The sequence below is a fragment of the Clostridiales bacterium FE2011 genome (assembly GCA_017569305.1).
Taxonomy (GTDB): Bacteria; Bacillota; Clostridia; order Christensenellales; family Aristaeellaceae; genus Aristaeella.
In genome coordinates this window covers 2,096,966-2,108,903 of record CP069418.1, presented here as the reverse complement: position 1 = coordinate 2,108,903, position 11,938 = coordinate 2,096,966, and the positions used below count along the sequence as shown (strand labels likewise).

Sequence of the window (11,938 nt, the reverse complement as noted above, 5' to 3'; positions counted from 1 at the left end):
CAGATGTTCCTTGTACATCCTCAACCAGAGAACAAACCTGAGCAGGGATACGCTGTACGCCCCGCCGGAATCCTGTACCTTCGCGAAACAGAACGGTTCGGACGCCGCAGTCTCCTGCTGTCTGTCTCCGTCACGCTGTGTTACCTGCTCTTCCGTGATCTGGGTGCACAAAGCGTGATTCTCTGGTGTTTAGTCACCGGCATATTCACGCGCGTTGTCTTTTTTCTTCCAGGCTGGATCCACAGGTTGATACTGTACCTGAAGGTATCCCGCCTGTCCCTTAAAGCATCCCGTCTTTGCGGAAAACTGGAAGAAGAATAATATACAGGATAAGGAGGGAAAACCAAATGCGTTCCAAAGAGAACATGCCGCTCAAACTGAGGTACGCGCCCAATGCCTTACTGTTTGTTGTCTGCTTTATCATATGCATTGTGCTTTTCCATGATCTTATGGCCCAGAGCCGGATCCTTTGGTGTTTGGTTACCGCCGCAATTACAGGCAGCGTTTTCGGCCTGGTGTACTGGATCCGCAAGATGAACCAGCAGTCCATTGACGAAGCGAATCAACGTATGGAGCAGGTGAAAAAAGAAGTGGAAGCAGACCGGCAGCGTCGTCTGGCAGAGAGCAGGGAAAAGGAATACGCTGCGAAAAAGGAAGAAAGGCTGAGGCAGGAAAGAACCCGCCAGCAAGTTGAAGAACTGCTTGCCCGGCCGGGAAATGAATACTATCTTGAGACAGACATTTTCCTCACAGAAATTGCTGAAGAAACTTCCATGCTGAAGATATGGAACATCTGGCAGAAACATCAGCTGGCTGAAGCGAGCCCGAAAGCGAACGAATTTATCCTGAAATACAAGGAAGCCGAAAGAATGTACGGAAAGCTCAGCAATATTGCCTCCCTTAAAAGAGAGCTGAAAATGCTGCTGCGATAACAGAATTTGCAGGATACCGGGGGACGGTTCCTGCAGTATCCATCCAGTGGTGTTCCGATTGCGTTCCCGAATGTGAGCGGGCGGGGAGATTCTTCCACGCGGCCGCTATGCGGCCTTGGTCAGAATGACATAAACAACGCTGCGGACTTCTCCATGGTACTGGTCTTTTGTGCAAAGTATATATCATTATGAATTATGAATTGTGAATTATGAATTAAGCGGACACCGGGCAATCCCGGTGTCCGCCTTTTGGTTTGTTTATCTCTTTTTTGTTTTGGCTTATTCCGCCAGGATGGTTTCCGCCAGCTGCTTGCCGGCCAGGTAGCCGGAGGTGAAAGCCCAGCCCTGGTCAGCGCCGCCGTAGGTCACATATTCCTTCTTCTCGGTAAACATGATACCCAGGCAGTCGGTGCCGACCGCGTACAGGCCCTCCAGGGGCTGGCCGTCGGTCTTCAGCACGCGGAACTGTTCGTCCACGTCCAGGGCGCCGGTGGTGGAATAGATCCACGGCGCGCCCTTCACGGCGTAGTAGGGGCCGTTGCCTTCGATCTTTTCGTACACGTTGTACTCACCCTCCATGGGGCGGCCGCTCAGGTCATAGATGACGGGGTTCTTTTCGATGCCCTGGGGCGGATTTTCCTTCGTGTCGCAGTAGCTGTTGTAATCCGCCACGGTCTTGGCCAGGGTCGCGGCGTCCACGCCGATCTTTTCCGCCAGCTCCTCAATCGTGTCAGCCTTGAAGATGATGTCCATCTCCATGCCCTTTTCCAGCACGTCATACAGTTCCGGAATCGGGGTGTTGGCGGGCCAGCCGCCCTGGTTGATGAAGATACCGATGTTACTGAACTTGAGGCCGGTATCCCGGATGGACTGCATCTGCTCGTCAGACCAGATGGTGTAGAAGTAAGCTCCGGCCGCCCAGTTGCCGTAGGCGGTCAGGGTCGTCTCATCCTTGAAGCGCACACCCTGGCGGTTCACGGCCAGGCTGTTGGGCGCCACTGCCAGCATCATGGGGATATCGTTCAGGGAAATGGTGGCGGGCTTGCCGGTAAAGAAGTCCGGATACTCCTGCTGGATGATCGGGAACTCATGCATCACCTTGTAGGCGCCGCCGATGTGGCTGACCGGGGGCATGCCGATGCAGTAGGTCGCCGCGCCGTTGTCGATGGCGGACTGGATCATCTTACCGTCGTTCTGGGTCATGCCGTACACGTTCCAGCGTCCGCCGCCGGACAGGTTGTAATACTCGTCAGAGAAATACTTGTCTTCCATCTCTCCGTTGCCGGCAAAGCCGCCGGTAGCAGAGACAACGTACTGGGCGTTGATGACATAGGTCGTTCCGTCCGCGCCCACCGCGTTCACGCCGGTCACCCGGCCGGCTTCGTCGGTGATCAGGGAGGTTGCCTCGGTCTGCAGCATGTACTTGCCGCCCTTCATGGTGTAGTTGCCCATGAACTTGTCAAAGTAGGCCTGCACGATGGACTTGTCCACCATGAAGCCGTCGCCGTAGTTGCAGCAGATCAGGTAGGGATCGGACAGGCCCTGCACCGGCGCACCGAACACAAAGCCGTTGTCAATCAGGTAATCCACCGCATCGCCGGAGGATTCCATCATCATATCGATGGCCCATTCCTTGGCGTCGCCTTCGGTGTATTCCATCCAGGCAGCCTTCAGGGCCGCGGCATCCACATACTCTTTGCCGTCGTTCTTCTCCACGAAGGACTTGGGGTTGATGGACATGGGAGAAGAGGTGGTCACAGAGGTGCCGCCGTACTTGGCGGCCTTGTCGATCATCAGGACGTCGATTTTGGTGGTGTCGCCTTCATAGGCGTCATACAGGGTATCCACAATGCGGTTGCCCGTCATGATGCCGGCGCCGCCCATACCGATCACCAGCACCTTGGTGTTGATGGTCTCCGTGGCAGTGCTCTTGGCAGGCACGGTGTAGAACGCGCTCACAGCGGCAACGTCGCCGCCGGCCGCGGTGATGGCCTGCACCAGGCAGTCTTCCGTCGCCGCCTTGATGGCGCCGCTGGAAACGGTGGCACCGGTGATGGAGTCCACCTTCACGGACTGGTTCTCGATCATCGCGGGAATCAGGTTCTCAATGGCGGTGTTCAGGATAATCGCGGTATCCCCGTTGTCGCCCACTTCGATGGAGGCGATCTTTCCGCCTTCGATGACCGTCTTCACGTTCATCTGGTAGTTCATGGAGAAGCTCCATGCCTGGGCCTCATAGGTGCCGTCGGCAATCTTCAGCTCCGCGGCGCCTTTGCCGGAGGCCTGGGCCATGATTTCCGTCATGGCGGCCTTCACGGCGCCGGAGGTCAGGGTCGCGCCGGACACGCCGTCAATGGCGGCGGACTGGGCTTCCTTCACCTGTTCAGCCAGCGGCTCAAGCGCCGCGCCGCCGATGCCCGCGGTTTCACTGTCGCCGGTGACCGCAACATCGGTGATTTTGCCGCCATCGATGACGACCTCAACCTTCACAGGACCGCCGAAGCCCTGCTGTTCCGCACTGTAGCTGCCGTCGGTCAGCGCGCTTTCCGCGCAGGCCATACCGGCCAGGACAGGCAGAACGAAGATTGCGGCAATCAGGACTGCCAGCATTTTCTTCATACTGTTTTCCCCCTTTAAATTCACCCGTTTGACGGGCTTTTTCTGAGTTCATTGTAAACATTGGAACAGTTCCAATGTCAATACATCTGTGTTATAATCCAGGCAGAGCCATGATTCATATATCGGAGGGGATCCGGCATGAAAATCAACGATGCCTCCCGCGCCACCGGCGTATCCCGGGACATGATCCGTTTCTATGAAAAACAGGGCCTCGTCTGCCCTGCCCGCCTGCCCAACGGCTACCGGGATTACTCGGATGAGGATTTATACCTGCTCACCGTGATCCGGTACCTGTCCAACCTGGGCGTACCGCTGCGGGTGATCTCCAAAGCCTTTGAAAGCGGCCAGACGGATCTCCTTGTCGGAAACCTGAAGGACGAGATCAGCCGCCTGACCCTGCTGCGCAGCCAGATCGAAGTCCGCATTGCCGCTGCCAAAGAATCCATTTCCTGCTTCAACATGTTGTCCGCCGGTATCCCCTGGGAGGTCTATGAGGCGCCGGCACGTTATCTGTTTTCCTTCGGCAGCCTCCGCTATCCGGTATACCGTTCCGGCCCGGAGCCCGGGGATTCCTTTGCCTTCTATTACCGCCAGCGCTACGGAGTGGGAGAAACCATCACCCTGCAGGGACAGGCCGACCGGGGCATCATGCTGTACTGCTCCCTGCCCGGCACGGAGCGGATCCCGCCCCAGCAGTGCCTGCGGACAGTCATCACCCATCCGGCCGGAAGCCATAAGCTCCTGGGCGCGCAGGAACTGGAGGCGTCCCTCCGCCATGCCTGCTCTCTGACCGGCAAAGAGGAGTTCACCGTGCTCATCCACCAGTTCTTCCAGAAGAAAGGGGATGCGGCGTTTCTGAGCGCTGACATCCTTTTAGGATGACAGCGCTCAGGGTAATTCACAATTCACAATTCATAATTCATAATTCATAATTAGTATGGTTTTCCACGTCATGGTGTTCCTGATACCAGAGGGTTTACATCTCCGGAGGAGCCTCTCCGCAATCTCAATAGTCGTTGCTCCTTTGCCGGGGGCTGCCGCCCGTTCTCCACTGAAAACTGTCCACTGGACAGTTTTCCGGGCGTTCCGAACCCATGGAGACAACTCCTTTTCGATTGACCTCAGAACCGATGAGATTCCCTCCACTGGAGGTCATCGGTTCTTCGCCCACTGGCGGTCGGAATGACAATGTGGACGAATGGGATTAATCATAACAACAGGATAACGCAGAACGCAAAAGTGCGAAGCGCGTGACAAGGCGCGGGGACGTGACAGGGGGGACAGACACATCCGCCGCGCCCTTCCTTGTCATGCGCTCCGCGTTTTTTTATTTCTTTTTTGACTTCACGATTTCTTTCAGGTACACGGTTTCCTTCGTGTGCTCTCCGCTTCCCTCATATACGGGCACCAGCTTCAGGTCGGCACCGTTGTCCTTGCCGGGCACCAGGATCTCATAGGTGACCATAGCCGGGCCGGTGGTATACATCACCACGTCACCCGTGTTGAAATAACTGCCGTTCTGGTACAGGTTCCAGCCTGTGATGATATCCGGCATGGTCATCTCCGTAAAGTTCTCACTGTTCCAGGTATTCACGGCGTTTTCCCATTCCTCGCTGACGCCGGTCAGGGTAATGGTGCACCGCAGCTCGTCCCGGCTGGAGATAATCTCCGCCTTCGCGTCATAGGCATCCGTGTGCAGGGTGCCTGTCTTGCACTGGACCCGTTCATCCTTGCTCAGGGTAAAGCAGATCTCGGTTTTTTCACCGCGTTCATAGTTGCGGTGGTAGGTAGTGTAATCCTGGAAGGCAATGGAATGGCTGCGGGAAAGAATCAGCTTAAAGGTCAGGGTATCCTTCTTGCTTTCCGGCGGGATCTTGCACTTTTTCCAGCCCACGAGGGTACCGTCTTCCTTATATTCACTGTCCCCGTCGACGATGTCGGCGTAATTTCCGTCCTCCAGATCCAGGCCGTCGGACAAACCGAAAGACCAGGTTTCAGTCCAGCGCTGTCCCTTGCCGTCCAGCCACTCAAGGCCTTTCTGTGCTTCCGGGTTGTCCGAGGACATCTGCTCCGCGGCGATTGTATCCTCCTTGGTGTATTTCCACTCGGTAATTCCCTCTGGAGCGCCTTCATGAAGCTCCGCCTTCACCAGGTCCCCGGTCACCCGGTAGGAAACATAAACCCGGTCGCCTTCATAGTACGCCTCACCGATCTCCACAGTGATTCCGTCTTCCGTGGTCAGGGAAAGCGTCATGGGTTCAGAACCATCATCTTCCTCCTCCGCCAGAACCGGCAGAGCGGCAAACACGGCCAGCGCCAGAAGAAGCGCCAGCAAAGCAGACAGTTTTCTGTACATCGTAATATCCTCCGGTCATTCAATTCAAAATGATTTGCTGAATGGCGGAAACAGCCGGATACTCTCCCTGTTTCCGCGTTCAGTAATATGACGATGTGAGTCTGACAATTATTCCCAAAAAGAGAAATGACCGGCAGCCGTTTGCTGCCGGTCGTTCACTTTTATGTTTCCTTATTCCCCGTTAAAAATCTTCAACACATCCTCCAGTTCCTTGTCTCCGCCTTTCCAGATATAGATGTGTTCGTCACTGAATTCCCGGACGTCATTTTCCTGCGGTCCGTCCCGGTAGTACGGCCGCTTCAGGGTAACCGGCTCCTTCAGCGCCCTGCGCATGGCCAGATCTGTGTCCTCGGTGGACTTCCGGTCCGGGAACAGCACCGCGTCCTCCATTCCCTTCACGGCAACTGCCTCCGCTGTTTCCCCTTCGCTGAGGAGCGTGGCCGCTTCCCCTTCATCAGGCCAGAGCGTGGCATGGATCACATATCCGTTTCCGTGCTGCATTGTGAGGCTCACCCGGTATTCAAAGGGCACGGCGTCCTCCTCAGCAATCCGGAACCGGTTGTAGCCCATCGGTCCCCTCTTCCCGCTCTCAATCAGTTCATAGTCTCCGGAACCCCTGCACGCAAAGTACACTTCCGCCCGGAATGATTCATACTCACCCTCCGGGAGCCAGGACGGCGCTGTCAGCGTCTCCACGCCGGACATATACTCGAGGAAATCCTCCACGTTCCGGAACTCCTTTTTTGCCGGAAACGACTCCGTGTTCAGGATGTCCAGTTCGTTTTCCCCTGTTCCGTCATCGTACCAGGCTGTCACGAATTCATCTTCAGGTTTGGCCGCCATTTCGTTCTGCAGGTCTTCCAGCGCTCCCGCGATCTCCGGATCGCCTTCCACGATCACCGGATCCTGCGCGTCAGCGTTTGTCTCTCCCTTCCAGTTTACAGTCCGGTACAGCGAGGTCACGCCATATGCCACGGTGCCCAGCGTCAGGATCATCGCCAGGGCCAGCACCAGGCTCTTTGTCCACTTTCTCTTCACTTTTGTTTCTCCCTTCATCTCAGAGGCAATGATGCCCTGAGCCAGCCAAGGATTGGCCTTCAGGTAAGAAGCATGACGGTCAAGTGATTCGCGAAGCTCATTCGCGCTGATCTTCTTATTCATCGAGTTCTCTCCCTTCCAGCATATTCTTCAGCTTTTCCTTTCCCCGTTTCAGCCTTCCCGAAACCGAGGAGTGGGATATGTTCAGCGCATCCGCTATTTCGTTTACATTCATTCCCTGGTAGTAGTAAAGGAGGATCACCTCCCGCAGTTTGAACGGCAGTTTCTTCACCGCTTCCGCCAGCTCAGCGTCATTCTTTTCTTCTTCCGTCACCGCCTCGCCGGGAAGCATTTCCGGCGTCACACTGCGGTTCATAAAACGGAACCAGCCTGAATGATTCATGTCATAGCACACGCGGATGGCAATCTTCATAATCCAGGTCTTTTCCCCGCAGTCGCCGCGAAACTGATTCAGCGTCCTGTATAGCTTCAGGAAGGTTTCCTGGGCAGCGTCCTCCGCCTGGGACTTGTCGTTCAGGCAGTAGTAACACATCCTCAGTACTGATTCCTGGTACTGATCCACCAGTCGTTCAAAGATCCGGTCGCGATCCAGAGCAGTGTCCGGGCCCGTAACATTGCTCATGTTTCGTTCACCTCCTACACCAATATAGACGGACGAGGGAGAGAATATGTCGCATTCGGAAAAAAGTTTTTTCCGAATGCTCAATTCATAATTCATAATTAGTTCTGTTCTCAACGTAATGCTATCCCTGATACCAACAGGTTTACATCCCCGGAGGAGATTCCTCCATGCGGGCACTCTGTGCCCTTAGTCGGAATGACAATGTGGACGACTGGGTTTATTCATAACAGAAAGAAACCGCAGCATACAGGCTGTCATTTCGACCGGAACGGAACGCAGTGGAGTGCAGTGGAAAAATCCCTTGCTACGTCCGAAGGACGCATATAACCTGGAGCATCCATTTCCTTTCGCTCCCTTGTATTCATTATCTACGGTATTACTACGGTGTAAATAATGGAGATCGGAGAAATAGCCCCCTTTATTTTCCGCTTCCCGTCCTGTTTTCTTTCCTGTCTTCACAGTATCCTTTTTTCATACCGGGAGACTCCCGGATGAAAGGAGAAGTAAAATGCCTACCTGGCTGGGAATTCTGTTGCTTGGTAACCTTCTTGGCAGACGCCGCCGTTCCTTCGGCCGGAGCCTGCTCTTCGGCGGGCTCCTGGGCTGGCTCTTCCACCGGAATTTCGACCTGGAAGAGATGCAGGCGGACGTGCACAAGGCCGCCCGGAAAGTCCGCAAAGCTGTAAGGAAGGCGAAGCATGATTTCCGCGATATCGGCAGGGCCGTGCGGGATCAGGCCCAGATGAAAACAGATGAGCATGTCGACGCTGTCCTTGAGCAGGTCGAAGCCTCCCAGGCCCGGGATGAAGAGCGCCGCCGGAAAACAGATGAGAAGATCGCGGCTGCCCAGGCGAAGATCGAGGAGATCCGCACCCGCCAGGAGGAACGCGAACAGCGGAAAGCGGAGCGGCTGAACAATACCTTTGAACGGATGGAAGCCATCCGGGTACGCCATCATGAACGGCAGCAGGAAATCGCCGAGCATCTCGCCACCGTCCGCGCGGAAATCGCGGAACGCAAAGCGGAGCAGGAGCAGCGGAAGGCGGAACGGCTGAACAATACCTATGAAAGGATGGAGGCCCTCCGCACCCGTCAGGAAGAACGCAAGGCCGAACGGGAGCAGCAGAAAGCGGAAAAGCTGAACAGCACCTATGAAAGAATGGAGGCTGTCCGTGCCCGCCATCAGGATGTACAGGCGGAGCCCAAAGCTGAAGGCAATGAAGCCCTCCTCAACCGGGAGCTGGTCGCGGAACTGGAGCGGAATGCCCGTACCGCCGCCATGGCCGCGGATGTGCCGACCATCGACTTCCCTGAAGAAGAGAAATATTATGCAAGCAGAAAATATTCTTCTGCTTGCCAATGAATACTGAAAACTTAAGACTTTGCGATCGCCATATTCCATTTCTGCATCGTCATAAACTCGCAGAAATGGATGGCTGTAGCATGGGAGGCATTCGCCGTGCTGAAGCACGGATGCCTCCTCAATAACTTAAAAATAACATTGTTTTTCACTGTTATTATATAACATGTTACTATCAAATCGAGTTGGGATCTCAAAGCAGCGCGGAATGCGTGACTGTAGGGACTGACTGTCTGTCACTGTTCTTGAAAAGAATGTGACTGAAAGTCTGTCCCTCTGTCATACATTCCGCGATATTTTTCCTTTTTTTCTCCATCTTGTCTGTATGCACTCATACACATCTTTTACATTGTTTACACCATTGTTACATCGTTGTGATGACACGGTAATGTCATGTATGTTATCTTTGATTCCGGAAGCAGAAGCCGGACGGATCTGTCAGCCGTTCCGGACGCTAAAAGGGAAAGGGAGAACTGAATCATGAAGAAACTGTTGGTCTTCGCTGTTACGCTGCTGCTGTGCATCGCAATCATGAGTCCTGTCCTGGCTGAATACGGCTATACCAGCGTGTCCAAGATTCCCATGGCTGTGGACTTTACCTTCCGGGTAGAGTTTGACTCCAGGGGATTAGCATACGTTGTCACAGACTATCCATATCAATCCACCGGCGCAACTCAAATGATCCTGGTGTACACCAAGGACAATAAGCAGGAAGAAGTACCGCTGGTATACACATTTGACGAAAACAATACGTTTATCGGTCATGCCTATTACAGTGGCCACGACACCATAGCAGATGAGTATGTCGCCTCCAAACAGATCCAGGATGGTACATTGGAGCTTGAGGACAAAATCTACATCTGCACTTCACATAACAACGCAAAAGTGGACTGGGTCCTGCACTATTCCATCAGCAAAAAAGCATATGTCCAATATGACGAAAAAACCTTCTCCCAGGGCTACAACGCCATGGGTGCCGGCGGCGTACATAAAAGAATCAGCTATACCAACGGCAAAATGTCCAGCGTCGATGCCTATGCTCGAATCGACGAAGGAGACCTGCACCTCCTCTACGATAACAACGGAAATATCGAGTCTGCCTATGTCAGCCTGCATAAAGGCGCAAACAAAGGCTCCTACGACTATGACAAATCCACCGGCCTCTTCGGCGGCAAGACACTCACCGAACTGGGCTTCAGTGAAAACGACATCAACATCCCCGCGCTTGCGGCCTTTGGCACCAAGCCCGATCCGGACAAGACCAGGGCTTTTGTCTCCCGCTGCTATCAGATTATCCTGGGCCGGGATGCCGACAAGACCGGTCTGAACACCTGGTACAACGAGCTGGCTTCCGGCCGGAAAGCCGCCGCGGAAATCATTGACCAGTTCGTCAGCAGTGACGAGTTTAAAAACAAGAAGCTCAGCAAGGCTGACGCCGTGGAGATTCTCTACAAAGCCATGCTGGACCGGGCTTCCGATTCCGCCGGCAAGGCCAGCTGGGTCGCCCAGCTGGAAAGCGGCAAGCCCCTGCAGGCCGTTATCAACGGCTTCTGCGGCTCCGCTGAATTCGGCAACCTCTGTCAGAACTACGGCATCAAGCCCGGCACCGTGACAGTTCCGGACACCCAGCCTGAAGAGCAGCAGCCCGCCGCCTCAGATGAACAGATCAAGGCCTACGTATCCCGCTGCTACAAGATCGTCCTGGGCCGTGACGCGGACGAAGGCGGCATGAAGACCTGGGTCAACGAGCTGAACTCCGGCCGCAAGGCTGCCGCTGAAATCATTGACCAGTTCGTCAGCAGCGCTGAGTTCAAAAACAAGAAAGTCAGCAATGCCGACGCCGTGGAAATCCTCTACAAGGCCATGCTGGACCGGCCCTCCGATTCCGCAGGCAAGGCCAGCTGGCTCACCCAGCTGGATAGCGGCAAGCCCCTGCAGGCCGTCATCAACGGCTTCTGCGGATCCGCCGAATTCGGCAACCTCTGCAAAACCTACGGCATCAACCCCGGCACCGTGTCCGTTCCGGACACCCAGCCCGAACCCCAGCAGCCCGTTGCGTCCAATGAAAAGATCCAGGCCTTTGTGTCCCGCTGCTACAAGATCATCCTCGGTCGTGACGCGGATGAGGGCGGTATGAACACCTGGTCCGGTGAACTGGCCTCCGGCCGGAAGGCTGCCGCCGAGATCATCGAGCAGTTTGTGGCCAGTGCTGAATTCCAGAACAAGAAGCACGGCAATCCGGACGCCGTGGAAATCCTGTACAAGGCCATGCTGGGCCGCGGCTCCGACGCCAAGGGCAAGGCTGACTGGGTCGGAAAGCTGGAAGGCGGCCAGCCCCTGACGGCGGTCATCAACGGCTTCTGCGGCTCCACTGAGTTCAAGGCCATCTGCGACTCCTACGGTATCAAGCCCGGCACCGTGAAGGTAGAAACCACGAAAGCCCAGGCGGAAGAAACCCTGAGCGGACAGGCTGAAGAAGCCGCCCCCGCCGTGAAGACAACCGCCAACCAGAACGTCACCAAGGTGGAGATCGTCAACGCCTCCGAAACGGACGCGAACCTGGGCACCGCGGTGCAGGCCATCTACGTGAATGAAGAAAAGGCGAAGGAATTCATCGGCCGCTGCTACCGCAGCATCCTGGGCCGTGAAGCCAGCCAGGCAGAACTGGACAGCTGGATCGGCCAGATGCTGAACGGTTCCAGAACGCCCGACCAGATCGCCCGCGGCTTCCTCTTCTCCGGCGAGTTCGAAAGCCGGAACATCGGCGGCGAAGAGCTGGTGAAGATCCTCTACCGGGTCTACATGAACCGGGAAGCTGACGCGGAAGGCCTGGCCACCTGGACCCAGAAGCTGAACGAAGGCACCTCCCTGCAGGAGCTGCTGAACACCTTCTCCAGGACCGGCGAATTCAAAGCCGTCGTGAAGAATATGGCGAACTGAAATCAACCGGGCGGATCCGTCAGCCGCTTCGGATATTGAAAAAGAGATTC

At 55.3% G+C, this 11,938-nt stretch carries 9 protein-coding genes; 5 read left to right on the top strand and 4 right to left on the bottom strand.

The features are described 5' to 3' along the window. Positions 1-3 precede the first annotated feature (3 nt). Complete coding sequence (locus JRC49_09505) at positions 4-321, top strand: hypothetical protein (GenBank protein QTE70042.1); 318 nt, start codon at positions 4-6, stop codon at positions 319-321. 26 nt (positions 322-347) lie between these two features. Next, positions 348-932, top strand: a complete 585-nt coding sequence (locus JRC49_09500; protein QTE70041.1) for a hypothetical protein — start codon at positions 348-350, stop codon at positions 930-932. Between the two features lie 279 nt (positions 933-1,211). On the opposite strand, the gene JRC49_09495 is transcribed toward JRC49_09500, so the two are convergent. Further along, positions 1,212-3,551, bottom strand: coding sequence for an FAD-binding protein (locus JRC49_09495; GenBank protein ID QTE70040.1), 2,340 nt, complete (start codon positions 3,549-3,551; stop codon positions 1,212-1,214). A 138-nt stretch (positions 3,552-3,689) separates the two neighbouring features. On the opposite strand from JRC49_09495, the gene JRC49_09490 reads away from it, so the two are divergent. Next, positions 3,690-4,433 (top strand): MerR family transcriptional regulator, encoded by a 744-nt coding sequence (locus JRC49_09490; protein ID QTE70039.1) that lies wholly within the window; start codon positions 3,690-3,692, stop codon positions 4,431-4,433. A gap of 445 nt (positions 4,434-4,878) precedes the next feature. On the opposite strand, the gene JRC49_09485 is transcribed toward JRC49_09490, so the two are convergent. The 3 genes from JRC49_09485 to JRC49_09475 all read right to left on the bottom strand — a co-directional run bounded on the left by JRC49_09485 (position 4,879) and on the right by JRC49_09475 (position 7,588). Then, entirely contained in the window at positions 4,879-5,907 is a 1,029-nt protein-coding gene (locus JRC49_09485; protein ID QTE70038.1) for a hypothetical protein, read from the bottom strand. Between the two features lie 171 nt (positions 5,908-6,078). Next, positions 6,079-7,068, bottom strand: a complete 990-nt coding sequence (locus JRC49_09480; protein QTE70037.1) for a hypothetical protein — start codon at positions 7,066-7,068, stop codon at positions 6,079-6,081. Further along, the gene (locus JRC49_09475) at positions 7,061-7,588 is read right to left on the bottom strand and encodes a sigma-70 family RNA polymerase sigma factor (protein ID QTE70036.1); all 528 of its coding nucleotides are present in this window, start codon (positions 7,586-7,588) and stop codon (positions 7,061-7,063) included. Before JRC49_09475 ends, JRC49_09480 begins: the two co-directional genes overlap by 8 nt. A gap of 508 nt (positions 7,589-8,096) precedes the next feature. Here JRC49_09475 and JRC49_09470 point away from each other — a divergent pair. Both JRC49_09470 and JRC49_09465 read left to right on the top strand, forming a co-directional pair. Further along, positions 8,097-8,951: a hypothetical protein gene (locus JRC49_09470; protein QTE70035.1), complete on the top strand. Its 855-nt coding sequence runs from the start codon at positions 8,097-8,099 to the stop codon at positions 8,949-8,951. Positions 8,952-9,428: 477 nt separating this feature from the next. After that, positions 9,429-11,888: a DUF4214 domain-containing protein gene (locus JRC49_09465; GenBank protein QTE70034.1), complete on the top strand. Its 2,460-nt coding sequence runs from the start codon at positions 9,429-9,431 to the stop codon at positions 11,886-11,888. Positions 11,889-11,938 lie beyond the last annotated feature (50 nt).

Coding starts and splice junctions, on each gene's coding strand:
- JRC49_09505 (QTE70042.1), top strand. CDS start 4: ATGTTCCTTGTACATCCTCAACCAGAGAACAAACCTGAGCAGGGATAC.
- JRC49_09500 (QTE70041.1), top strand. CDS start 348: ATGCGTTCCAAAGAGAACATGCCGCTCAAACTGAGGTACGCGCCCAAT.
- JRC49_09495 (QTE70040.1), bottom strand. CDS start 3,551: ATGAAGAAAATGCTGGCAGTCCTGATTGCCGCAATCTTCGTTCTGCCT.
- JRC49_09490 (QTE70039.1), top strand. CDS start 3,690: ATGAAAATCAACGATGCCTCCCGCGCCACCGGCGTATCCCGGGACATG.
- JRC49_09485 (QTE70038.1), bottom strand. CDS start 5,907: ATGTACAGAAAACTGTCTGCTTTGCTGGCGCTTCTTCTGGCGCTGGCC.
- JRC49_09480 (QTE70037.1), bottom strand. CDS start 7,068: ATGAATAAGAAGATCAGCGCGAATGAGCTTCGCGAATCACTTGACCGT.
- JRC49_09475 (QTE70036.1), bottom strand. CDS start 7,588: ATGAGCAATGTTACGGGCCCGGACACTGCTCTGGATCGCGACCGGATC.
- JRC49_09470 (QTE70035.1), top strand. CDS start 8,097: ATGCCTACCTGGCTGGGAATTCTGTTGCTTGGTAACCTTCTTGGCAGA.
- JRC49_09465 (QTE70034.1), top strand. CDS start 9,429: ATGAAGAAACTGTTGGTCTTCGCTGTTACGCTGCTGCTGTGCATCGCA.